Origin of the sequence: Yersinia bercovieri ATCC 43970 (assembly GCF_013282745.1) — a bacterium.
Taxonomy (GTDB): Bacteria; Pseudomonadota; Gammaproteobacteria; order Enterobacterales; family Enterobacteriaceae; genus Yersinia; species Yersinia bercovieri.
Genome location: NZ_CP054044.1, coordinates 2,495,964 through 2,520,905 on the forward strand (window position 1 = coordinate 2,495,964; position 24,942 = coordinate 2,520,905).

Genomic DNA, 24,942 nt, shown 5'->3' on the forward strand with positions numbered 1-24,942 from the left:
TCAGGCATAACCGAGTGGTTATGCCTGATATATTATTACGCCAGCCAGGCTTCAATCTGGCGCTGTATACCTGCGGCATCTAAACCAAATTCAGCCCGCATCTCATCTTGCTCACCTTGTGGAACGAAATAATCGGGTAAGCCGATATTCAGCACCGGTACTAACTGCCGTTTCGCCATCAACAGTTCATTAACGCCACTACCAGCTCCACCCATGATGGCGTTCTCTTCCACGGTGACCAAGAACTCATGGCTGACTGCCATCTCTTGTACCAATTCTTCATCCAATGGCTTCACGAAACGCATGTCAACCAGTGTGGCATTCAGCTTATCGGCCACTTGTTGCGCCTGTGCCAGTAAAGTGCCGAAGCACAGAATGGCAACTTTTTCACCTTCGCGGCGCACTATCCCTTTACCAATAGGCATGATCTCTAATGGCTCGAGTAGTGCACCTGTCCCATTACCTCGTGGGTAGCGCACTGCCGCAGGCCCATTATGGTGATAGCCGGTGTGCAGCATTTGACGGCACTGGTTCTCATCACTTGGGGTCATGATGACCATATTTGGAATGCAACGCATGAATGAGAGATCAAACGCACCTTGATGGGTTTGACCATCTGCACCCACCAGGCCGCCACGGTCAATCGCAAACAGAACCGGCAGATTCTGGATGGCAACATCATGAATTAATTGATCATAGGCCCGTTGCAGGAAAGTCGAATAGATGGCAACGATCGGTTTATAGCCACCAATTGCCAGACCTGCTGCAAAGGTAACAGCGTGTTGCTCGGCTATGGCCACATCAAAATATTGCTGCGGATATTCGCGGGAGAAGCGCACCATCCCTGAGCCTTCGCGCATTGCCGGGGTCACCGCCATCAGTTGGCTATCTTTGGCGGCGGTTTCACATAACCACTCACCAAATATTTTGGAATAGGTCGGTAGTACGCCCTGACTCTTCGGTAAAGTACCTGAGGCGGGATCAAATTTTGGCACCGCGTGCCAGCCGATAGGGTCTTTCTCCGCCGGTGCGTAGCCTTTGCCTTTTTTGGTCATGATATGAAGGAGTTGCGGGCCTTTCAGATCGCGCATATTTTTTAGCGTCTGCGTCAGTGCCTGCACATCGTGACCATCGACTGGGCCAATATAATTAAAACCTAACTCTTCAAATAGGGTACTCGGTACCACCATGCCCTTCAGGTGCTCTTCGGTACGTTTCAGCAGATCTTTAATTGGCGGTAAACCGGAAAATGCCTTTTTGCCGCCTTCGCGCAGGCTGGCATAGAGTTTCCCCGATAATAGCTGAGCTAAATGATTATTTAGTCCACCCACATTTTCGGAGATAGACATTTCATTATCGTTAAGGATAACCAGCATATCTGAGTGAATATCACCAGCATGGTTCATGGCTTCGAAAGCCATACCGGCAGTAATCGCCCCATCACCAATGACACACACGGTGCGACGCCCTTTACCTTCCCGCTCAGCGGCAACCGCCATCCCCAAACCCGCGCTGATTGAGGTGGAGGAGTGGCCGACAGAAAGCACATCATATTCACTCTCGCCGCGCCAAGGGAATGGATGTAAACCATCTTTCTGGCGAATAGTACCAATTTGTTCACGGCGGCCGGTCAATATTTTATGTGGATAAGCCTGATGGCCGACGTCCCACACCAGGTGATCAAAAGGTGTGTTGTAGACGTAATGTAACGCGACAGTTAGCTCAACCACGCCCAATCCAGAAGCAAAATGCCCACTGGAGCGGCTAACAGACGCGAGCAAATACTGCCGTAGCTCATCACATAACTTCGGCAGGCTATCTTTTGGCAACATGCGCAGCTCTTCAGGATTCTCCGCAAGTGCCAATGTCGGGTATTTGGCTATATCAAGGCTCATTCGATGCTCATATCAAAAGTGGTTATATACCCTTGGCCCTTGAAGTTGCAGGGTTATTTGCTGGCTATCTACCTGCAACTCTAACTGCTTTGGGCATATCAGGCGTCTATTAACGACCAATATAATTCTAGTTATCGCGCTCAATAATAAAGCAGGCTAATGCTTGCAAGGGCGCTATGTTATAGGATTGTGCTGAAAGGGCATTCAGGGCGCTGAGCGCTTCCTGATACAGATCCATAGCTTTAGCTTTAGCGCAATCTAACCCCAGAAGTGCGGGATAGGTGCTTTTCCCAAGTTGCTGATCTGATCCCTGACGTTTACCAATTGTAGCTGTATCACCAATAACGTCTAAAATATCGTCCTGCACCTGGAAGGCCAGGCCGATCGCCTCGGCGTAACGATCAAGTAACGGCAATGCTGCACGCCCACGAGCACCGGCTGCCAATGCTCCGAGGCGCACTGCCGCGCGGATCAATGCCCCGGTTTTATGACGATGAATCTGTTCCAGCTCGGCCAGTGAGATCTGGCGGGCTTCGGCTTCCAGATCCAGTGCCTGACCACCACACATCCCTGCAACACCGCTGGCATGGGCTAATTCAGCCACCATTGCCAGACGATCTTTATCTGCCACATCAGGCATCTCTGCTTCGGCCAAAATGGTGAAGGCCAGCGTTTGCAGCGCATCACCTGCCAGAATGGCGTTAGCTTCACCGAATTTAATGTGGCAAGTGGGCTGCCCACGGCGTAAATCATCGTTATCCATCGCCGGTAAATCATCGTGAATCAATGAATAAGCATGGATACATTCAATTGCTGCCGCAGGGGCATCTAAAGCGGTCAGCGACAGGCCAAACATTTGACCTGTGGCATACACCAAATAGGGGCGCAGCCGCTTGCCACCTAACACGGCACCATAACGCATAGCTTCGACCAAATCGCTCTCACCAAAGGGCAGAGGGGCGATAAAGTCCAGTAGCGCCTGATTCACTCGTTGCTGGTGTGCGGCAAGTTGCTGGCTAAAATCGGTGGATGAGTGGGCGTTAGACATTAGACTTACTCAGCATCTGGCGTGAAAGGGACTAATGGCGCATCAACATCGTCGCTCAGAAGAACCTGCACGCGCTGCTCGGCTTGTAATAAGGTCTGCTGCCCAAGACGCGCCAACTGTACGCCCCGCTCAAACTCATTTAGCGCCTCTTCTAGCGGAAGTTCACCGGACTCCAGGCGAGTCACAATCTGTTCCAGTTCGCTGAGCGATGTTTCAAAACTGGCTGCTTTGGTTTCGGGTGATGCGGCTTTTTTCGGCATAGTTGTTATTCGACTCACTATTTTTATGAAACGTAACCTTGATGGCCCGTCACGTTTCCTGCTTGCTGAGAACCACTTTCAGGTGAAAAACTTATTACCGGCTATTCTAGCGGATAATGCGGGGGAAATCGTGGCGTTTAAGTCTGGTTTTTAGTACGCAGCGGGCCATCATATAGTGATATACTCCACGGCTTGCATGTTTTTGCTAACGTCTATTGACTGTTGCTGCCAATAGCAACGCCATCACTCCATAACCAGACAACTAAAAACCGCCATGAAGTTTATCATTAAATTATTCCCAGAAATCACCATCAAGAGTCAATCGGTGCGATTGCGCTTCATCAAAATTCTCACCACTAACATCCGCAACGTACTGAAAAACCTTGAGGATGACAGCCTTGCGGTTGTCCGTCATTGGGATCATATTGAAATCCGCACCAAAGATGACAACCTTGGCCCGCAGATTTGTGATGCGCTGACTCGCGTACCGGGGATTCACCATATCCTCGAAGTAGAAGATCGCAGCTACACCGATATGCACAATATTTTCGAGCAGACGCTGGCGGCTTATCGTGAGACGCTGGTCGGAAAAACATTCTGTGTGCGGGTAAAACGTCGTGGTAAGCATGAATTTACCTCTGGCGATGTTGAGCGATATGTTGGTGGTGGCCTAAACCAGCATATTGACAGTGCCAAAGTCAAACTGACGAACCCACAGGTCACCGTGCATCTGGAAGTTGATCAGGACAAACTGACGTTGATCAAGGCGCGTCACGAAGGTCTGGGTGGTTTCCCGATTGGCACGCAGGAAGATGTTTTATCTTTGATTTCAGGCGGTTTTGACTCAGGTGTCTCCAGCTACATGCTGATGCGCCGTGGTTGCCGCGTGCACTACTGCTTCTTTAATCTCGGCGGTTCAGCCCACGAAATTGGGGTTAAGCAAGTGGCGCATTACCTGTGGAACCGCTTCGGTAGCTCCCATCGGGTACGCTTTGTCGCCATTGATTTTGAACCGGTCGTGGGCGAAATTCTCGAAAAAGTTGAAGATGGCCAGATGGGCGTGGTGCTAAAACGCATGATGGTGCGAGCGGCGTCGCAGGTTGCAGAACGTTATGGCGTTCAGGCCCTGGTTACCGGTGAAGCGCTGGGGCAGGTCTCCAGCCAGACACTCACCAACTTGCGCTTAATTGATAATGCCTCGGATACCCTGATTCTGCGCCCACTGATCTCTCATGATAAAGAGCACATCATCAATCTGGCGCGGAAAATCGGCACTGAAGATTTCGCTAAAACCATGCCGGAATATTGTGGTGTGATCTCAAAAAGCCCAACGGTGAAAGCGGTTAAGGCGAAGATTGAGGAGGAGGAGTCTCACTTTGATTTCTCCATCCTGGATCGGGTGGTTAGTGAAGCTAAAAACGTCGATATCCGTGAAATTGCAGAGCAGAGCCGTGAGCAACTGGTGGAAGTTGAAACCGTTGCCGAGCTGGCGGAGAGTGATGTACTGCTGGATATCCGCGCGCCGGATGAACAGGAAGAGAAGCCGCTTAAGCTGGATCAGGTGACGGTAAAATCGCTGCCATTCTATAAGTTAAGCTCGCAGTTCGCCGATCTGGATCAGAGCAAGACTTACCTGCTGTATTGTGATCGCGGGGTGATGAGCCGTTTGCAGGCACTTTATCTGCGTGAACAGGGGTATACCAATGTGAAAGTGTACCGCCCTTAGATTATTATTTTTAATGGCTACTGCGCTTTGCCACTCTGGGCTTGCGCAGTAGCCGCCGTCAACCCTTCACTCTCCAACTCACCCATCTAATGCTATTCCCGATAATTATAAATCCCCGGCGGTAGAACCAACTGCCAGGCAATCTCTGCGGCTTTTTCTCGCCCTAGTAGCAGGAATACAATTTTCAACGCGAAATCGATGGCGGTTCCTGGCCCTTGGCTGGTAACTAAGTTCACTCGCCGATCATAGACCACGCGCTGATCCATCCATTTGGTGGCACTGATTTTATCTTTCAGCGCCGGGTATCCGGTCATATTGCCGACGGGAAACAAATTATGATGCTCAAGAACCAGTGCGGGGGCGGCGCAAATTGCCGCGACCAGGCGGCCCTCATTGTGGGTTTGGCGCACAGTGGCGACTAGCAGCGGACTATCGCGAAAGCACTCGGCACCTTTGATACCACCGGGGAGCACCACCACATCAAACTTCTGATCGGCCACATCCACTAAGCGCGTATCGGCCAGTAACCGCACGCCGCGCGAACAGACAATCTCTAATGCGCCATCACTGGCAACACTCGCTGTCGTGACCTCAATACCTGCGCGCACCAGAACATCAATCGTGGTGACTGCCTCGGTCTCTTCGCTACCAGGAGCCAGGCAAACCAGCGCCGATACGCTCATACTCATTTTCCTTACGTTTAATTAAGTCATATAGCCGGGTATTTTCTGGCAGTGTCATGCCATGACTACGCGCACGGCGCAGTAAATAGCCGGTGATGTAATCTATCTCGGTGTGCCGCTGGCAGCGTAAATCCTGCAACAGCGAAGAGGTGTTATCAGCCGTGCTTTGGATGATATTGTTAACATAACTGAGCAGGCTATCTGTTGAAGTATGATAGCCCTCCATCTCCATCACGCTGGCAACCTCGGCGCACAAACGTTCGATAAGCTCAGGGTAGCGCTGCAAATCACCATTGCGGCAGTTATATAGGCCGGTCAGCGGATTAATCACGCAATTTACCGCCAGTTTTTGCCAACAGGCAGATGAAATATCGTTATGCCAGGCGACATCCGGCAGTGCCTGATGCAGGAGATCGGCCAGATGTGTTATCTCCATCGTCACTGGCGACAGCGGGCCAATATGGGTAATGCCGCTGGCGACATGGACAATCGTGTTGCCGTCCCGACGCGCAGCATGGGTGGTCACACCGTGCAGGAAAATATGCTCATCCCGAGGTAGCTCCTCCTGTGTTCCCATGCCGTTATGTAACAGTAAAATATGGCATTTAGGGTTAAGCTTAGATAGCAACGCGGTCACTGCACTGGAGACCTGCCACGCCTTTAAGCAGACTAGCAGCAGTTCACTTTTCGACAAATGCTCGGGATCGTTAGTCGGCAGGTTTTGGTTGAATGCCTCGCCGTTTAGCATGATGACATTGACCGAACAAAAGGGCTGCGGCACACGAAGCCAGCCTTGTACATCATGGCCTTGCTGGTAGAGCGCTGATAGCCATAATTGCCCTAAAGCTCCGCAACCAAGCACAGTAATTTTCATTGAGGCCTCCTTGGTCTGAGCGGAAAACTTACTTCTTCTTTCTGCATGTTATGCTTTGATTATAGACTTTTTAGCCATTAAACGCAGGGTTGGCGATAACTGCGGGTTAGTTGAGCAATTGTCAGCGGCTTGGCTTTGTCTGTGGGGGATAAAGCGGTTATTATGCTCACCATTCATCTATCAGGAGGAGGGGATATGCCATCTTTCGACATTGTATCTGAAATCGATATGCAGGAAGTGCGTAACGCCGTTGAAAACGCCACCCGTGATCTGGCAAACCGTTGGGATTTTCGTAATGTTCCGGCGAGTTTTGAGTTAAATGAGAAGAACGAAAGCATCAAAGTGGTCAGCGAATCTGATTTTCAGGTTGAACAACTGCTGGATATTTTACGTGCTCAACTGACCAAGCGTGGGATTGAAGGTGCGGCACTGGAGATCCCGGAAGAGATGGATCGCAGTGGTAAAACCTACAGTGTGGAAGCCAAGCTGAAACAAGGGATTGAAAGTGTGCAGGCCAAGAAGCTGGTTAAGCTGATTAAAGATAGCAAGCTGAAGGTTCAGGCACAGATTCAGGGCGAGCAAGTTCGGGTAACCGGCAAAGCGCGTGATGATTTACAGGGTGTAATGGCACTGATTCGCGGCGCTGATCTGGGCCAACCATTTCAGTTCAATAACTTCCGCGACTGATATCTCGCGGGATCTGTTATTAATCAAATCAGGTACAAAAGTTTTGTACCTGATTTAGGCTTATATTGCGTTGACTAACTGCTCAAGCTGACTGCGATTGGTTTTTTTGGTATCCACTTTGACGTAGGCGCTGCGCTCCGCTGTCACCACTACAGCTTCGGTTACGCCGGGCTGAGCCTTGATGCGCTCTTCCAATGCCGACTCTTTCACCGCCAACTCTGACAATGTGATTCGCAGGCTACTGACATAAGGTGGTTCTTGCATGGTGGCGCTGACCGCAAACCATAGTAGTGCGATAACTGCACCCGCGGCAAACACCATACTTGCCCCTCCCATACCAAATATCACACCACCCAAACTACCGCCGATGGCGACGCCAATAAATTGGCTGGTGGAGTAAATCCCCATTGCTGTACCTTTATAACCGGCGGGAGACTCTTTGCTGATTAATGATGGCAGTATTGCCTCCATCACATTGAAAGCAATGAAAAATAACTGCACGCCAGCAATGATCATCCACAACTGTTGCCCAGCTGACCACAGCACTACTTCTGCGGCAAACAACACTGCCACACAGCCCATAAAGACCTGCTTCATCCGGCGTTTGACTTCAGCATAAATAATGAACGGAACCACGGCGGCGAATGAAACCAACATGGTGACCAGATAGACAATCCAGTGCTGAGCTGGCGCTAATCCTGCACTAGCCATAATCTGCGGTAATGCCACAAAGCTCGACATCAACAAAATATGCAGGCACATGATGCCAAAATTAAGTTTAAGCAGCCGACTATTGTTGAGCACTTTGCTCACGCTGCCTTTTACGATGCTGGATTCACGATTAAGCACATGGCTATCGGCGTCCGGTACTACGGCTAACGTAATGACAATGCCTAACAGCGCCAGTATGGCAATTGCCCAGAACAGGGCTTGCAGGCCAAAAGCGTGGGTGACGATGGGGCCGAGTACCATCGCGATAGCAAAGGTGACACCAAAACTGACACCGATAAACGCCATGGCTTTTGTGCGATTTTGCTCACGGGTCAGATCTGATAGCAATGCCATCACTGCCGCCGCAATTGCCCCGGAACCCTGTAATGCGCGACCAAGAATAATGCCCCAAATAGAATCACTTAGTGCGGCAATGACACTGCCTAAGGCAAATATTAGCAAGCCACCGACGATGAGTGGTTTACGACCAATACGATCGGAAACCAGCCCGAACGGGATCTGAAAAATGGCTTGAGCCAAACCGTAAATACCAATCGCAATGCCAATTAGTGCTTCACTGGCACCAGAAAGTGCCATGCCGTAGGTGGTGAGTACCGGCAAAACCATAAACATGCCTAGCATGCGCAGTGAGAATACTGTCCCCAACCCCCAGGTAGCCCGCAGCTCTAGTGGGGTCATTTTATTATCGTTCATTACCACCTCAAAAAAATATTCTGCGCCATTGTAATGATGTTAGGGCCGGTGGGTAAATCTATTGATGCTTAGAATGTATTACAGGCTATATTTTAGGCAAAACTCGCGGCTGAATGACTCGAATAAGAACAGTCTATGAAATAAATAGCTCTAACTGTTATAAGCGCGCGTGAGACCAAAAGTGAAGTGAAGGAAAGCAGGGCAGGGCAGAAAAAAGTGGCCGACGGGTATTTGCCCGCCAGCCACTCTCTATATCAGCATCGGCTTGATGTTACCCGACGTAAGTCAGTAACCCTGCCGAGGAGGGAACATTGAAATCAACCGACATCATGACGCTCAATGACGTAATGGCAATGATGGAGAAGACAAATAGTTTTCTCGCCCATACGATGTCATTGGTCGCTTTGTAACCGCGCAAGGCCATGCCCAACCACCAGACACTCACCGCCGCAGCGACAACCAGGTATTTATAACCGGCGTAACCACTCAGTGTCAGCATCAGGGTCGCTACCATAAATGCCAGAATATAAAGGGTAATATGGTTTTTGGTGACCGATATTCCTTTTATGACCGGCAGTACTGGAATGTTGGCAGCCTGATAATCCTTAAAGCGGAAAATCGCGATGGCATAAGAGTGAGGCATTTGCCACAAGCTGAAGATCAGCAGCAGTATTAATGCCCCCATATCGAACTGCCCAGTCACGGCACAGTAACCAATCACCGGTGGTGCAGCACCTGACAAACTGCCAATCAAGGTGCCGTAGACTGATTTGCGCTTCATGTAGAGGCTATAAACCCCCACATAGATAACGAAACCAATGACTGCCAGCAGCATCGCCAATAGATTGGCGGCGACATAGAGCAACAGCATGCCAGCAATACCCAGCACTGAAGCATAAATCAGGCTCACTTTCGGATCGATAAGCCCTTTTACCAGGACACGATTCTTCGTTCTCTCCATGATACGGTCGATATCACGGTCGATATAGTTGTTAAACACGCACCCGGAGGCAACAACTAGCGAGACACCGAACAAGGTGGCGAGAAAAAGGGGGTAATCAATCACGCCTTTGGAAGCGAGGAGAAATCCCCAACGACAGAAATTAAATTGCCGAAGATAATTCCTGGTTTAGTTACTTGCAGGTATTGCTTAATCATCACATGCAGCTCTTCAGTCAACCATCATATTGATGTTGAGGTTGTACATAATCCAGAGTGAGCCCACAACAACGATTGCAATAATCATAGCGGTGAACAGGAACGCCACCAGATTCCAACGCTCTTCGGACGATCCATTCATGTGCAGGAAGTACACTAAATGTACGATAATCTGCACAACGGCTAAACCGACCACTGTGGCCAGAATAGTGGTATGAGAGGCAGTACCGCTCATCACCATCGCAAATGGAATCACTGTCAGAATGACCGACAGAATGAAGCCAATAAGGTATGACTTCAAGCTACCGTGGCTGGCTCCACCGTGAGTCGTTGTTGGGTGACTCGATGTTGGATGACTCATTACATGGCTCCTAACAGATAGACAACGGTGAATACGCAGATCCAAACCACATCCAGGAAGTGCCAGAACAAGCTCAGACACATCAGGCGGGTTCGGTTCATTTCATTCAGGCCGCGTTTTGCTACTTGAATCATCATAATGATGATCCAAACCAAGCCAGCGGTAACGTGAATACCGTGGGTGGCAACCAGCGCGAAGAAGCTGGACAGGAACGCACTGCGATCCGGGCCGTAGCCTTCAGCAATCAGGTGATGGAATTCATAGATTTCCATTGCCACAAAGCCCAGACCGAACAGGAATGTCAGACCCAACCAGGTATTCACCTGGTTTTTATTGCCTTTATTCATGCCCAGCATAGCGACGCCGTAAGTAATGCTACTGAACAGCAACAGGAAGGTTTCGACCAGAACAAAGTTCAAGTCGAAGATATCCTTGCCTGAAGGACCGCCAGCGGTCCCGTTTACCAACACTGCATAGGTTGCGAACAGAGTCGCAAACAAAATACAGTCGCTCATCAGGTAGATCCAGAAGCCGAATACTTTGGTGGCTCCTGCATCGTGATGCCCATGCTCTACATGGGCGACGTTATGGTTAGTCAGAGTTTCAGTTGACATGATTCACGCCTGCTTTGCTGATTTGTTCATGATGAAGATCTTCAATGCGCTCAACTTCTGCAACCGGCACATAGTAATCAACATCCTCGTCGAAGCTTTTCACAATCCAGGTCACAATCATGCCGACGAAGCCAACAATGGCCAGCCACCAGATATACCAGATCATGGCAAAGCCGAAGATCAAGCTGAAGCCAGCAATAATCACACCTGCACCGGTGTTTCTCGGCATGTGGATCTCTTCGTATTTCGCCGGGCGTTTATAAGCTTCACCTTTCTCTTTCATGTCCCAGAATTCGTCACGATCAGTCACGACAGGCACAACAGCGAAGTTATAGAACGGCGGTGGAGAGGAGGTAGACCACTCCAGCGTACGGCCACCCCATGGGTCACCAGTCAGATCACGATTCTGTTCGCGATCACGGATACTGACGAAGACCTGAATAACCTGACACAAGATACCGCATGCAATCAGTGCTGCACCGCCAGCGGCCACCATTAACATCGGGTGGAATTCTGGATTGATATCTTGGCTCAAACGGCGGGTCATACCCATAAAGCCCAGTACGTACAGCGGCATAAAGGCAACGAAGAAGCCGATGATCCAGAACCAGAATGCACGGATGCCCCATTTCTCATTCAGCGTAAAGCCGAAGGACTTAGGCCACCAGTAGGTCAGGCCAGCGAAGCAACCGAATACCACACCACCAATAATCACGTTGTGGAAGTGTGCAATCAGGAACAGGCTGTTATGCAGAACAAAGTTTGCCCCCGGAACGGCCAGCAGAACACCGGTCATGCCACCGATAGAGAAGGTGATAATGAAACCAACAGTCCACAGCATTGCGGAGTTAAGCTGAATTCGGCCTTGGTACATGGTGAACAACCAGTTGAATATCTTCACCCCTGTCGGGATGGAAATGATCATCGTGGCAATACCGAAGAAGGCGTTAACGTTGGCACCGGACCCCATGGTAAAGAAGTGGTGTAGCCAAACGATAAACGACAGGACGGTAATCGCGATGGTTGCCCAAACGAGTGAGGTGTAACCAAACAGCCGTTTTCTTGAGAAGGTCGCAGTCACTTCGGAGAACACGCCGAATACTGGCAGGACCAGAATGTACACTTCCGGATGGCCCCAGGCCCAGATCAGGTTGATGTACATCATCATGTTGCCACCCATATCATTGGTAAAGAAATGGGTGCCAAGGTAACGATCCAGGGTCAGTAACGCGACGGTGACTGTCAGAATCGGGAAAGAGACGATAATTAAAATGTTGGTACAAAGTGCCGCCCATGTGAAGACCGGCATCTTCATCATTGACATGCCAGGTGCGCGCATCTTCAAGATAGTGGCGAAGAAGTTAACACCGGTCAGCAAGGTGCCCAAACCGGAAATCTGTAGACTCCAGATCCAGTAATCGACCCCGACACCTGGGTTGTACTCTTTACCGGACAGCGGCGGATAGGCCAGCCAGCCAGTTTGCGCGAATTCACCGACCCCCAGAGAGATGTTGATTAACACCACCCCGACGACGAAGAACCAGAAGCTCAGTGAGTTCAGGAACGGGAAGGCAACGTCACGAGCACCGATTTGTAGCGGTACAACCACGTTCATTAAGCCCACCACAAAAGGCATCGCCATGAAGAAAATCATGATGACGCCATGAGCGGTGAAGATTTGATCATAGTGGTGAGGCGGTAGGAACCCAGCCTCGCCAGCAGAAGCGAGTGCTTGCTGGCTACGCATCATGATGGCGTCGGCAAAACCACGCAAAAGCATGACCATGGCGACCAAAATGTACATGATACCGATTTTTTTATGGTCAACAGAGGTCAGCCATTCGCTCCATAACCACTTCCATTTGCCGAAATAGGTCAGGAGGGCGACAAGTGCCAGTCCGCCTAGAACGATTGCAGCAACGGTAACCATAATGATTGGTTCGTGTAGCGGAACCGCATCAAGTGTTAATTTTCCCAACATCGTTTTATTCCTCGGCTCCGGCGTGAGCGGCGTGTTCGCCCATATCCATGCCCTGGCTCATATCCATACCTTTATGGGTATCATCGCCTTTCTGGTGCATGTTCATATCGCCCATAAATTTGCCAATAATCCCTTTAAACAGCTCCGGTTTAACACTGGAGAAATACTCAACCGGATTATTTTCACTCGGTTCAGCCAGTTTATTGAAATCGTCAGTGGTATTTAGGGTGTTCGGCGATTTTTTCACCTGTGCGACCCACTGGTTGAATTCTTCCTGCGTTGGTGTTGCAATCGCAGTGAATTTCATACCAGAGAAGCCCTTACCGCTGAAGCTGCTGGAAATACCATTGTATTTACCGGCTTCGTTGGCAATCAGATGCAGCTTGGTTTGCATCCCGGCCATCGCATAGATCTGCCCGCCTAACTGAGGGATAAAGAACGAGTTCATTACTGAGTTAGAGGTGATTTTAAAGTTCACCGGAACATCAGTAGGGAACGCTAGTTCATTTACTGTAGCAATACCTTGTTCTGGATAGATAAACAGCCATTTCCAGTCAAGGGAAACCACTTCAATGGTAATAGGCTCTTTGCCTGCCACTTCAAGCGGTTTGAACGGGTCAAGTTCGTGAGAGGTTTTCCAGGTTATCGTCGCCAAAATAGCGATGATAATGATTGGAACAGCCCATACAACAAGCTCAATTTTGTTGGAATGGGACCAGTTTGGGGTGTAGGTCGCACTTTTGTTGGATGCGCGATACTTCCATGCAAAAGCGAACGCCATAAAAATAACCGGAACCACGACGATCAACATTAAACCGATAGCAGTAAGTATCAGTGTTTTTTGCTCGACTCCGATTGCGCCTTTGGGATTCATCAATACCATATCGCAACCACTAAGCATTACCGTGGCTGCAAATAAAGACAACATACCCATATTTTTAATGTATTTCTTAAGTCTCATCTAACGACCTCAATTACAAAAGGGCTCTATTGTCGTTTCATGTGTGCGGGCATTTTACGGGAAGGTTGCAGGACTGTAAACATGCTTAAGATTGTGTCAGCGGCTTGTTGACACTTTATGTTAAGGGGGTCACAGATGTTGACTGGCGTGACAATTTACTAATGGCAACAATATGTTGGCGAGATGGCTTAGTAGCAAGGCCAGGATGTTAAGGAAAAACAACGGTAATTAGGGCTTTATTCAAGGGAAGTACTGATTTTTAATTCGTATGTAAGCTTATTTTGTGTGAAAAATATGTGATGTAAAAGTAAATTAAATTATATTCCGAGGTGACATAAATAGGCACCCCGGAATCATTTAGTTAGAAATTATATTTAATTGAGTAAATAATACCGTCTTGTAAAAAGTCTTCACCCAACTTGTTATACGCGTAACGGTACTGAATACCGGTGGTAAATTGTTTAATCGGTGTCCACCAAAGTGCGATGGCACCGTTAACCCCATTACGGCCACCGTTGCCTGCGGCATAGCGCTCTGCACGGTTGAATTCCAGTTCGTTCCAGTTGGTGATGCTAAATTTCTCATCAAACGCGGTAAAGTCATAACCTGCAACCCAGCCCACAACATAACCGTTATTACCTGAGTAATAGGTCTGGTCAACATAGTGCAGTGCCACGAAAGGTTTCATCCACACGCCAGCCACTGTTGCGTTATAGCCGATACCATACAGCGTGTTCACTTCGTGGAAGTTACTGTAATCGTTGCCTTCAGCGCTTGGCAGCGAGTAGGTGCCATAAATGTGACCATACAGATTGAAGCCGGTGTCACCCAGATAGTAGCGACCGGTGGTTTTGAAAGTGTAACGTTGGTTGTCACCCGGTTGCGCCGTTTTGGAATTGAACGGATTTTCTAAATCGAAGAAGCCGTAGATCTCGCCCCAGCTATAACCTGCACCACCTTCCAACTCGATATAAGCAAAGTCGTCTTTATGCGAGGAGTTACCTGATTTATGCGTAGTACTTCGGGTCCAGTCAAGATAGTTCATGCTGATGTTACCGAAACCCCACTGGTATTCAGCTTGTGCGGCGGGAGCCAAAGTGACCGTGGCCAGCGCGATAGCGCCGATAAGAGTTTTACGCATAAATGCCTCTGTGTAGTTGAAAGATGTCAGGAGAAACAAAAGGACACAGTCCTTAACAAAAAGTGCGCACATCATAGTCTTACCGCACAAAAGGATAAAGCCCGCAGGGTGATGTAGATCTCGCTTTTGGAAAAATATTTTGCAACTGTTACTGATATATGTGACTTGATTCACTAATTTTGCGAGGTGGTTTCAAAATTGTTTATGGGGCGGAATAATTTCTTTAGCTAATAAATACAAAAAGGCCGGCATTAGTGCCGGCCTTTGAGTGTTAACTCAGGTGATTACGCTAGTTTTTCCCGCCTGAGTGCCAGATAATCCAATAACCCCCCCAGAACCATACCGACCACGCTGAGTTGGATGCCGCGCAGTAGCAAGGTATCGGCTATTTCTGGTGCTGCGGTCCAGTTTAGTGAGTTGCTTATCAGCAAGATCAGCCATGCGGCTAACAAAACACAGCCAATAGTTAAGAAGCGTAATGCCCAACGGTAAGCGGTTTTAAATGCGGTTCGGGGCATAAATTCATCGGTTTTCTGGGTATGTTCCAGCGTGTGACGGCAGATATAAAGCAGTAATAAGCCGGGAATGGCTGCAGCAATGGAAAATAGGTAGAACAACGGCCAACCGTGTGTTTCGACAAACCAACCCGCAATCGGGCCGACATAAACGCGACCGACTGCGGATAGTGCAGATAACAAGGCAAATTGCGTGGCGGAGAAAGACTTGTTACAGAGGGTCATTAACAGTGCGACAAACGCCGCAGTACCCATACCCCCGCAGAGATTCTCCAGAAATATAGCGCTGCCCATGGAGAATATATTCTTGTCAGTAATGGATAACAGCCAGTAACCCACATTGGAAATCGCTTGTAAAATACCGAAAATCATCAATGCCCGGAATAAACTCAACCGCTGCATCAAAATGCCGCCATAGAGCGCACCAATAATGGTGGCAATCAATCCTAATGTTTTATTGACCAGCCCCACTTCACCAGCGTCGAACCCGACGCCACGGATTAAGAAGGTGGTGCTCAGGCTAGCGGCAAAAGCATCACCCATTTTGTATAACACGATCAGTAACAGAATCAGCCACGCATTGTTGCGGCCAAAAAAATCACGTAATGGGGCAACAATCGCCTCTTCCAATGTTTTCGGTGGTGCAATGCGGATGTCAGGCTCTGGGGCAAATAGGGTGGCGAATACCCCAATTAACATCAATCCAGCCATTAACCAGTAAGTGGATTGCCAGCCAAGGTAGCGATCGGCTATCCACAGTGCCAGCCCGCCAGAGACCAACATCGCCAGACGGTAGCCCAGCACTGAGACTGCCGCCCCGGTACCGCGCTCTTCGGCTGTGAGTAAGTCGGTCTTATAAGCATCAAAAACAATATCTTGCGATGCAGAACAGAATGCGACCAATACCGCGATAGCCGCCAGCCACCATAAATGCTTAGCCGGCTCCATAAAGCCCATGGCGATAATAGCAACGATGAGTAATAGTTGGCTAATTAACAACCAGCCACGTCGGCGGCCAAGAAATGAAGGGGTATAGCGGTCCATTAATGGGGACCAGAGGAACTTAAAGACGTAAGCCTGGCCAACCAGGGAGAAAATACCAATGGTTTTCAGATCGACGTTTTCAACCGTCATCCATGCTTGCAGAGTACCACCAGTAAGGGCTAAAGGGAGGCCCGAAGCAAACCCCAACAACAGAAGAATAAGCGAATTACGTTGGGTAAAAAGGTTTGAATAGCGATTGGACATGTGAGACCTACATGCTCCCCCCGATGTTCAGGGCGGAGCATTCTGTTAAGCAGTAATAATGATGTTAAGCAAACGGAAGATTAGCGAGCATTTTGTTTGATAAAGCTACTGACACTGGTGTCTTGCGCCATATCTGCAATCACATCGCTTAACACGGTATTAACGGCATCAGTGATTTTTTCGTTAGTCGCAGTAAATGCGCCCTGAACGTTGTAACTGGCACGGTAGTTTTTAACCTGCTTATTGCCATTTTTCGCAGTTGCAGTGATAGAAATATCCGCTTTGGTGGTGATGTTATAGCGCAGATTACCCTCCTGCACATCAGCAAATAGTTGGTTTACAACGATTTGTAAGTCCACCGGGGCACCAGTGCCAATCATATAACCGCGAGCTGTCATCTGTTTTTCCAGCACTTCTTGTAACAAGAAACGCAGGTCACGGGATGGGGTCAACACGACCAATTGGCCATCGCGATTGACTTTAGCCAGTGCCGCATCTTGGCGCTGATCAGCACCATTAATGCTGATAGTAATCCCCATCAGGGTAGGATCTTGTGGTGGCAATACCACTTTTGGCGTGACATTCAAGGTGTTGTTGCTGGCAGCACAACCTGCCAGGATAAAAATAGCCAACAGCGGGAAAAGAATTTTCTTTAGCATGTTCACTTTATCTCAATAGTTATGGAATTCTTTAATAATCAGAGCGGGGTAGCAGCCATGTTATTTTGCGAGTTTGCAGTCGCGACATCATAGCACCGGGATTGACGGGTGGAAGATCCCGATGTAGAGATTTTCATCAAAAAAGACGATTTTTCCCCAAATGACCCGCAAGTTCACATAAAGACCTTACAAGTCACCTTGTTACCGGACTATCAGATTCGCCTCATACCTTGAGCCAATTAAAGGGAGATCTGCGGGCTATTTTGTATCTGAAATGTTATAAAACAGCGAAAATCAACTAAGATTGCATAAGAGAGTCGGCAGTTTTCTGCCCTTGCAGTAAGGAGAATATGATGATTTTGATTCGAGAACAAATTGAAGAAAAACTAAAAATGGCATTCGAACCGGATCATCTGGAGGTAATAAATGAAAGTTACCGCCACAATGTTCCAGCCGGTTCTGAAAGTCACTTTAAAATTGTGATCGTCAGCAATAAATTTCAAGATCAGCGCTTTCTGAGCCGCCATCGTGCGATTTATGGTGCGTTGGCTGATGAGCTGGCGGGCAGCGTTCATGCGCTGGCTTTGCACACTTATACATTAAAAGAGTGGGCTGGATTACAAGACACTGTACCGGATTCACCATCTTGTCGCGGAGCTGGGACATTAGCGTAAACTGCGGCTCTAATCAAAAACAGGCTGGATAACAGTAGTAATTCTGGCCTGATTTAGGGTATTAGTAGATGAGAATTTCGCAAGCGGCCTCTGGGCCGCTTGTTTTTCTGTATAGGCGACACCATCGTTTTACTAGTGCGCCGCAGGAGTTTTAGCCGAGGGAACGATTCACGCGTGAATTTTACCGCGACAACATTCGCTTGCTTTCCTCGACTCATACCCTGTGCGCCGCTATAATGTCGCGTCTTATTTTTCCGGAATGGTTTCGGGACGCTTCTGACATCTGGGATACTCGGTTCTGTTTAATGCGGCCGTCCCGGTTCTTAGAGGGTGTTTTCAGAGTTCGCATCATTCCTGAAAGGGTAAATGGTGCTGCTTCGTTTGCAGCTTCTGGAGTTGACCGAGCACTGTGATTTTTTTGAGGTAACAAGATGCAAGTTTCTGTTGAAACCACTCAAGGCCTTGGCCGCCGTGTAACAATTACTGTTGCTGCTGACAGCATTGAGAAAGCAGTAAAAAGTGAATTAGTGAAAGCCGCTAAAAGTGTTCGTATCGACGGTTTCCGTAAAGGCCATGTGCCGATGAACATCGTTGAACAACGCTACGGCGCATCTGTTCGCCAGGATGTTCTGGGCGACCTGATGCAACGCAATTTCGTTGACGCGATCATTAAAGAAAAAATCAACCCAGCTGGCGCACCAAACTATGTGCCGGGTGAATACAAGCAGGGTGAAGATTTTACTTATTCTGTTGAGTTTGAAGTGTACCCAGAAGTTGAGCTGAAAGATCTGGAAAGCATTGAAGTAGAAAAGCCAGTTGTTGAAGTAAACGACGCTGACGTTGATACCATGCTGGAAACTCTGCGTAAGCAACAAGCAACCTGGAAAGAAACTGACGCTGCAGCAACTGCTGAAGATCGCGCAACTCTGGATTTCACCGGTTCTATCGACGGTGAAGAGTTTGAAGGCGGAAAAGCGTCTGATTTCGTACTGGCAATGGGGCAGGGCCGCATGATCCCAGGCTTCGAAGAGGGTGTTATCGGCCATAAAGCCGGTGAAGAGTTCACCATCGACGTAAACTTCCCAGAAGATTACCACGCAGAAAACCTGAAAGGTAAATCAGCTAAATTTGACATCGTGTTGAAGAAAGTTGAAGTGCGTGAGTTGCCAGAATTGACTGAAGAGTTCATCAAACGTTTCGGCGTTGCTGATGGTTCAGTTGCCGGTCTGCGTGCTGAAGTGCGTAAAAACATGGAACGTGAGCTGAAAGGCGCAGTACGTAACCGTGTTAAAACTCAGGCCATCGACGGTCTGGTTAGCGCTAACGAAATCGACGTTCCTGCTGCACTGGTTGAAGGCGAAATTGATGTTCTGCGCCGTCAGGCGGCACAGCGTTTCGGTGGCAACGAGAAGCAAGCTGCTGAATTGCCACGTGAACTGTTCGAAGAGCAAGCTAAGCGTCGCGTCGTTGTTGGTTTGCTGCTGGGCGAAGTTATCAGCCAGCACGAGCTGAAAGCTGATGAAAGCCGCGTTAAAGAATTGATCGAAGAGATGGCTTCTGCGTACGAAGATCCACAAGAAGTTATTGAGTTCTACAGCAAAAATAAAGAGCTGATGAACAATATGCGTAGCGTTGCTCTGGAAGAACAAGCGGTAGAAACTCTGCTGGCTAAAGCCAAAGTAACTGAAAAACCAACTACCTTTAGTGAACTGATGAATCAGACCACGACTGCGTAATGTTTTTTAGCGCATCAAACTGGATATAACCCATTTTCCAAGAGATTGGAAAGGGCATATCCAGTATTTTGATTGAAAAAGCCCGTAGCCCATGGCCACGGGCTTTTTCTTTTGGTAACAACAATCACTCAATAGTATGATTAATCTGGCATCTTTCTCTGTAATCTGCGCTATATTTGAAAAGTGAAATATGTACTTAAAATCAATTAGGCGCCGGGATTTTGGCAGGGATAGCGAGCGGTTGTTAGGCTAAAAAATGTGAGAGGGGGCTTGAAAAAGAAGATTAGTCCCCCAATTTACTTAGCAAACGTTCATAAGATGTTGATGAAACACTGGCTGATTACCGCTGTCGAATGTGTCTGGATAACCAGACTGTTTGCACGCACCTTGATGCATGAACATAGTCATCATTACTTATCTCAAGTAGAATCGGTTATGAATGGCGCCAAAGTAAATTCTATTAGGAGACGGTAATGTCATACAGTGGCGAACGAGATCAATTTGCACCTAACATGGCTCTGGTGCCAATGGTGGTTGAGCAGACTTCACGTGGAGAGCGTTCTTACGATATCTTCTCCCGTCTGCTAAAAGAGCGCATTATTTTCCTGACCGGCCAGGTTGAAGACCATATGGCCAACCTGATTACGGCACAGATGCTGTTTCTGGAAGCAGAGAATCCAGAAAAAGACATCTTCCTGTACATCAACTCACCAGGTGGGGTCATTACGGCCGGGATGTCAATTTATGACACCATGCAATTCATTAAGCCTGATGTCAGCACTATCTGTATGGGCCAGGCGTGTTCAATGGGTGCATTCCTGTTGACGGCGGGCGCTAAAGGTAAACGTTTCTGCTTGCCGAATTCACGGGTAATGATTCACCAACCGTTGGGCGGTTTCCAGGGCCAGGCCACAGATATTGAAATTCATGCAAGAGAGATTTTAAAAGTGAAATCGCGCATGAATGAACTGATGGCGCTTCACACGGGAAAATCTCTTGAAGAAATAGAGAGAGACACTGAGCGCGACCGTTTCTTGTCAGCTGAAGAGGCTGTAGGATATGGATTAGTTGATTCCGTGTTCACCCGTCGTGACTAACGACTTATTTCTGTGAGCCGATATACTATAATTGTATGTAAATAGAACAAGTCGTGTATGCAATAGAGCCAATTGTGGCGTCGAACCCGTTCAGTTGCGTATTGTTTGTACACTACCCATTATATCGGCTACCCGTTGCAGGCTAACGTGGTGTCCAGAAATAGCGAGAATAGTCTCCCTGCCACCGTGATTTAGGGGGTGGCAGATACTGAAAAAGAGGTTTACTGATGACAGATAAGCGCAAAGACGGTTCTGGAAAGTTGCTGTATTGCTCTTTCTGCGGCAAAAGCCAGCATGAAGTGCGTAAGCTAATAGCCGGGCCGTCAGTGTATATCTGCGATGAATGTGTCGATTTGTGTAACGACATTATTCGCGAAGAGATCAAAGAAGTTGCCCCGCACCGGGAGCGCAGTTCGCTGCCCACTCCGCACGAGATTCGTCGTCACCTTGATGATTATGTCATCGGGCAGGAACCGGCGAAAAAAGTGCTGGCTGTTGCGGTGTATAACCACTACAAGCGTTTACGCAACGGCGATACCAGTAATGGCATCGAGCTGGGTAAAAGTAATATTTTGCTGATCGGCCCGACGGGTAGCGGTAAGACCCTGCTGGCGGAGACATTGGCTCGCTTCCTGGATGTGCCATTTACCATGGCCGATGCGACCACGCTGACTGAAGCGGGTTATGTGGGCGAAGATGTAGAAAACATCATTCAGAAGCTATTGCAGAAATGTGATTACGACGTTCAAAAAGCGCAACGTGGGATCGTCTATATCGATGAAATTGATAAAATTTCACGTAAGTCTGATAACCCGTCGATCACCCGTGATGTTTCGGGCGAAGGTGTGCAACAGGCCCTGTTGAAATTGATTGAAGGGACAATTGCAGCCGTGCCGCCACAAGGTGGTCGCAAGCACCCACAACAGGAGTTTTTGCAGGTTGATACCTCTAAAATTCTGTTTATCTGTGGCGGTGCTTTTGCCGGTTTGGACAAAGTGATTGGGCAGCGTATTAACACAGGAACTGGCATTGGTTTCGGCGCGACGGTAAAAGGCAAGTCAGAGAAGGCAACAGAAGGTGAGTTATTAAGCCAGGCTGAGCCAGAAGACTTGATTAAATTCGGTTTAATCCCTGAATTTATCGGCCGTCTGCCAGTGGTTGCTACCCTGAGCGAATTGAGCGAAGACGCACTGATTCAAATCTTGAAAGAACCTAAAAACGCGCTGACTAAACAGTATCAGGCGTTGTTCAATCTGGAAGGTGTGGAGCTTGAGTTCCGTGATGAGGCGTTAACTGCGATTGCCAAGAAAGCGATGGCACGTAAAACAGGTGCTCGTGGCCTGCGTTCTATCGTAGAAGGCGCTTTGCTGGATACGATGTACGATTTACCGTCAATGGACAGTGTGGAGAAAGTGGTGGTAGATGAGTCAGTTATCGCTGGCCAATCTGCTCCAATGCTGATTTACGGTCAACCGGAAGCACAAGCTTCTGGCGAATAATTAGCCAAATAATCCAGATGGTTAGTATGACAATGGGGGATTTTATCCCCCATTTCTTTTTCCTCGCATTGTTATCGTTGAATGTAAGACATTCGTCCCCATATACTCAATTACCTATTTAATGAAACTCGTGATGGTTCGTGTTTCACGAGATTTCCAGTAATCTGGCGGAAGCTAAACTAAGAGAGAGCTCTATGAACCCTGAGCGTTCCGAACGCATAGAAATCCCTGTATTGCCTCTGCGCGATGTGGTGGTTTATCCGCATATGGTGATCCCACTGTTTGTTGGCCGGGAAAAGTCGATTCGGTGCCTGGAAGCTGCAATGGACCATGATAAGAAAATCATGCTGGTTGCGCAGAAAGAAGCCTCGACGGATGAGCCTGGTATCAATGATCTGTTTTCAGTCGGCACCGTAGCTTCGATTTTGCAAATGCTGAAATTGCCTGATGGCACGGTTAAAGTGCTGGTCGAAGGGTTACAGCGTGCGCGTATCACAACGCTTTCAGATAGCGGTGAGCATTTTGCTGCCCAGGCGGAATACCTTGAATCACCTGTGATGGATGATCGTGAACAAGAAGTATTAGTTCGCACAGCCATTAATCAGTTTGAAGGCTATATCAAACTGAACAAAAAAATCCCACCGGAAGTACTGGCCTCGTTGCACAGTATTGATGATGCGGCACGTCTTGCTGATACTATCGCGGCACATATGCCGTTGAAATTAAATGATAAGCAAGCGGTTCTGGAAATGTTCGATGTGACCGAACGTCTGGAATATCTGATGGCGATGATGGAATCAGAAATCGATCTGTTACAGGTCGAAAAGCGGATTCGTAACCGCGTCAAACGGCAGATGGAAAAGAGCCAGCGCGAGTACTATCTGAACGAGCAAATGAAAGCCATTCAGAAAGAGCTGGGCGAGATGGACGATACGCCTGACGAGCATGAAGCGCTAAAGCGTAAAATTGAAGCGGCCAAAATGCCGAAAGATGCGCGCGAAAAAACCGAAGCCGAGCTGCAAAAACTGAAAATGATGTCGCCGATGTCGGCGGAAGCTACTGTGGTTCGTGGTTACATCGATTGGATGTTGCAGGTTCCGTGGAACAGCCGCAGCAAAGTTAAAAAAGATTTGGTCAAAGCGCAGGAAGTTCTGGATACCGATCACTACGGCCTGGAACGAGTTAAAGATCGTATTTTGGAATACCTCGCAGTACAGAGCCGAGTCAGCAAAATTAAGGGGCCAATCCTCTGTCTGGTAGGGCCTCCTGGGGTGGGTAAAACCTCTCTGGGGCAATCTATTGCCCGTGCGACAGGTCGTCAGTATGTGCGTATGGCATTGGGTGGGGTACGTGATGAAGCTGAAATCCGTGGTCACCGCCGTACCTATATTGGCTCTATGCCGGGTAAATTGATCCAGAAGATGGCAAAAGTTGGAGTGAAAAACCCACTCTTCCTGTTGGATGAGATCGATAAGATGGCCTCCGATATGCGCGGCGATCCGGCCTCCGCACTGCTGGAAGTGTTAGATCCAGAACAGAACGTGGCATTTAACGATCACTATCTGGAAGTGGATTACGATCTGTCAGATGTCATGTTTGTTGCAACCTCTAACTCCATGAATATCCCGGCACCTTTGCTGGATCGTATGGAGGTGATTCGCCTGTCCGGTTATACCGAAGATGAGAAACTCAATATTGCCAAGCAGCATCTGTTGCCGAAACAATTTGAGCGCAACGCCATTAAGAAGGGCGAGTTGACCATCGATGACAGCGCCATCATGAGCATTATCCGTTATTACACCCGCGAAGCTGGGGTACGTAGTCTGGAGCGCGAAATCTCCAAACTGTGCCGCAAAGCAGTAAAAAATCTGCTTATGGATAAAACGGTTAAACATATTGAGATCACTGGCGACAATCTGAAAGATTTCCTTGGCGTGCAGAAAGTCGATTATGGTCGTGCTGATACTGAAAACCGTGTTGGCCAAGTGACTGGCCTCGCGTGGACTGAAGTTGGCGGCGATTTGCTAACCATTGAAACCGCATGCGTTCCAGGTAAAGGTAAGCTGACTTACACCGGTTCTCTGGGTGAAGTGATGCAAGAGTCGATTCAGGCGGCATTGACTGTGGTGCGCGCACGTGCGGATAAATTAGGTATCAATCCTGATTTCTACGAAAAACGTGATATCCACGTACATGTGCCTGAAGGCGCGACGCCGAAAGATGGTCCGAGCGCAGGTATTGCAATGTGTACCGCACTGGTCTCTTGCCTGACCGGCAACCCGGTACGTGCCGATGTGGCAATGACCGGTGAAATCACTTTACGTGGCTTAGTCTTGCCAATCGGTGGTTTGAAAGAGAAATTACTGGCCGCTCACCGTGGTGGGATCAAAGTGGTGCTAATTCCAGAAGAGAACAAACGTGATTTGGAAGAGATTCCTGACAACGTAATTGCTGATCTGGAAATTCATCCGGTTAAACGAATTGATGATGTTTTAGCCATTGCTTTGCAAAATCCTGCCTTCGGGGCACAGCCGGTAGCGTCAAAATAGTGACGTATCGCAAGAAGTATTGATAAAACTGATGCTGGTAAGTGAAATGCTACTTGCCAGCTATTTTTTGTGCCGCTAAGTTAGTTCGGCTGTCCGGTAAAAGTTTGAGCCTTTGGGTTGCTTGCTAAGGTCGGGCAGGATTGATATAACA

At 48.4% G+C, this 24,942-nt stretch carries 21 protein-coding genes and 1 pseudogene; 8 read left to right on the forward strand and 14 right to left on the reverse strand.

The genetic code is table 11. The features are described from left to right. Window positions 1-35: 35 nt before the first annotated feature. From dxs to xseB, 3 genes are all read right to left on the reverse strand, one after another. On the reverse strand, window positions 36-1,895 hold the full coding sequence (dxs, locus tag HRK25_RS11150; protein WP_005272758.1) for a 1-deoxy-D-xylulose-5-phosphate synthase: 1,860 nt from the start codon (window positions 1,893-1,895) through the stop codon (window positions 36-38). Between the two features lie 127 nt (window positions 1,896-2,022). After that, entirely contained in the window at window positions 2,023-2,943 is a 921-nt protein-coding gene (ispA, locus tag HRK25_RS11155; protein WP_005272756.1) for a (2E,6E)-farnesyl diphosphate synthase, read from the reverse strand. A 5-nt stretch (window positions 2,944-2,948) separates the two neighbouring features. Beyond that, complete coding sequence (gene xseB, locus HRK25_RS11160; protein ID WP_005272755.1) at window positions 2,949-3,203, reverse strand: exodeoxyribonuclease VII small subunit; 255 nt, start codon at window positions 3,201-3,203, stop codon at window positions 2,949-2,951. A gap of 25 nt (window positions 3,204-3,228) precedes the next feature. On the opposite strand from xseB, the gene HRK25_RS20305 reads away from it, so the two are divergent. Continuing rightward, window positions 3,229-3,357 carry a hypothetical protein gene (locus HRK25_RS20305; RefSeq protein ID WP_005272753.1) on the forward strand — a complete coding sequence of 43 codons (129 nt, stop codon included), beginning with the start codon at window positions 3,229-3,231 and terminating at the stop codon, window positions 3,355-3,357. 120 nt (window positions 3,358-3,477) lie between these two features. Next, the gene (gene thiI / locus HRK25_RS11165) at window positions 3,478-4,929 is read left to right on the forward strand and encodes a tRNA uracil 4-sulfurtransferase ThiI (RefSeq protein WP_005272751.1); all 1,452 of its coding nucleotides are present in this window, start codon (window positions 3,478-3,480) and stop codon (window positions 4,927-4,929) included. A 92-nt stretch (window positions 4,930-5,021) separates the two neighbouring features. On the opposite strand, the gene yajL is transcribed toward thiI, so the two are convergent. Further along, window positions 5,022-5,612: a protein deglycase YajL gene (yajL, locus tag HRK25_RS11170; protein ID WP_032897219.1), complete on the reverse strand. Its 591-nt coding sequence runs from the start codon at window positions 5,610-5,612 to the stop codon at window positions 5,022-5,024. After that, window positions 5,575-6,486 carry a 2-dehydropantoate 2-reductase gene (gene panE / locus HRK25_RS11175; RefSeq protein WP_005272747.1) on the reverse strand — a complete coding sequence of 304 codons (912 nt, stop codon included), beginning with the start codon at window positions 6,484-6,486 and terminating at the stop codon, window positions 5,575-5,577. Before panE ends, yajL begins: the two co-directional genes overlap by 38 nt. A gap of 195 nt (window positions 6,487-6,681) precedes the next feature. Between panE and HRK25_RS11180 the strand changes: the two genes are divergently transcribed. Continuing rightward, a complete protein-coding gene (locus HRK25_RS11180) occupies window positions 6,682-7,173 on the forward strand; it encodes a YajQ family cyclic di-GMP-binding protein (RefSeq protein WP_032897217.1) in 492 nt (163 codons plus the stop codon). Between the two features lie 60 nt (window positions 7,174-7,233). Here HRK25_RS11180 and HRK25_RS11185 read toward each other — a convergent pair whose 3' ends face one another. The 9 genes and pseudogenes from HRK25_RS11185 to HRK25_RS11225 all read right to left on the reverse strand — a co-directional run bounded on the left by HRK25_RS11185 (window position 7,234) and on the right by HRK25_RS11225 (window position 17,236). Beyond that, entirely contained in the window at window positions 7,234-8,598 is a 1,365-nt protein-coding gene (locus tag HRK25_RS11185; RefSeq protein WP_005272745.1) for an MFS transporter, read from the reverse strand. A gap of 271 nt (window positions 8,599-8,869) precedes the next feature. Continuing rightward, window positions 8,870-9,756 (reverse strand): annotated as a pseudogene (gene cyoE, locus HRK25_RS11190) (heme o synthase). A gap of 13 nt (window positions 9,757-9,769) precedes the next feature. Further along, window positions 9,770-10,117, reverse strand: coding sequence for a cytochrome o ubiquinol oxidase subunit IV (locus HRK25_RS11195; RefSeq protein ID WP_032812973.1), 348 nt, complete (start codon window positions 10,115-10,117; stop codon window positions 9,770-9,772). Then, window positions 10,117-10,731: a cytochrome o ubiquinol oxidase subunit III gene (locus HRK25_RS11200; protein ID WP_032897215.1), complete on the reverse strand. Its 615-nt coding sequence runs from the start codon at window positions 10,729-10,731 to the stop codon at window positions 10,117-10,119. The genes HRK25_RS11195 and HRK25_RS11200 overlap by 1 nt, the downstream gene beginning before the upstream one ends. After that, complete coding sequence (cyoB, locus tag HRK25_RS11205; RefSeq protein ID WP_004873454.1) at window positions 10,721-12,712, reverse strand: cytochrome o ubiquinol oxidase subunit I; 1,992 nt, start codon at window positions 12,710-12,712, stop codon at window positions 10,721-10,723. Before cyoB ends, HRK25_RS11200 begins: the two co-directional genes overlap by 11 nt. A 4-nt stretch (window positions 12,713-12,716) precedes the next feature. Continuing rightward, window positions 12,717-13,673, reverse strand: a complete 957-nt coding sequence (gene cyoA / locus HRK25_RS11210) for a cytochrome o ubiquinol oxidase subunit II (RefSeq protein ID WP_005272742.1) — start codon at window positions 13,671-13,673, stop codon at window positions 12,717-12,719. A 361-nt stretch (window positions 13,674-14,034) separates the two neighbouring features. Further along, a complete protein-coding gene (locus HRK25_RS11215; RefSeq protein ID WP_005272741.1) occupies window positions 14,035-14,814 on the reverse strand; it encodes a nucleoside-specific channel-forming Tsx family protein in 780 nt (259 codons plus the stop codon). Between the two features lie 284 nt (window positions 14,815-15,098). Next, window positions 15,099-16,577, reverse strand: a complete 1,479-nt coding sequence (ampG, locus tag HRK25_RS11220) for a muropeptide MFS transporter AmpG (protein ID WP_032897211.1) — start codon at window positions 16,575-16,577, stop codon at window positions 15,099-15,101. Between the two features lie 80 nt (window positions 16,578-16,657). Beyond that, window positions 16,658-17,236, reverse strand: coding sequence for a lipoprotein (locus tag HRK25_RS11225; protein ID WP_032897209.1), 579 nt, complete (start codon window positions 17,234-17,236; stop codon window positions 16,658-16,660). Window positions 17,237-17,589: 353 nt separating this feature from the next. On the opposite strand from HRK25_RS11225, the gene bolA reads away from it, so the two are divergent. The 5 genes from bolA to lon all read left to right on the forward strand — a co-directional run bounded on the left by bolA (window position 17,590) and on the right by lon (window position 24,791). Further along, window positions 17,590-17,910 carry a transcriptional regulator BolA gene (gene bolA, locus HRK25_RS11230; protein WP_072083849.1) on the forward strand — a complete coding sequence of 107 codons (321 nt, stop codon included), beginning with the start codon at window positions 17,590-17,592 and terminating at the stop codon, window positions 17,908-17,910. Window positions 17,911-18,341: 431 nt separating this feature from the next. Beyond that, a complete protein-coding gene (tig, locus tag HRK25_RS11235; RefSeq protein WP_005272735.1) occupies window positions 18,342-19,646 on the forward strand; it encodes a trigger factor in 1,305 nt (434 codons plus the stop codon). 473 nt (window positions 19,647-20,119) lie between these two features. Then, window positions 20,120-20,743 (forward strand): ATP-dependent Clp endopeptidase proteolytic subunit ClpP, encoded by a 624-nt coding sequence (gene clpP / locus HRK25_RS11240; RefSeq protein WP_005272733.1) that lies wholly within the window; start codon window positions 20,120-20,122, stop codon window positions 20,741-20,743. 227 nt (window positions 20,744-20,970) lie between these two features. Next, complete coding sequence (gene clpX / locus HRK25_RS11245; protein ID WP_004714578.1) at window positions 20,971-22,242, forward strand: ATP-dependent protease ATP-binding subunit ClpX; 1,272 nt, start codon at window positions 20,971-20,973, stop codon at window positions 22,240-22,242. Window positions 22,243-22,436: 194 nt separating this feature from the next. Next, window positions 22,437-24,791, forward strand: a complete 2,355-nt coding sequence (lon, locus tag HRK25_RS11250) for an endopeptidase La (protein ID WP_005272730.1) — start codon at window positions 22,437-22,439, stop codon at window positions 24,789-24,791. The last annotated feature ends 151 nt before the right edge of the window (window positions 24,792-24,942 follow it).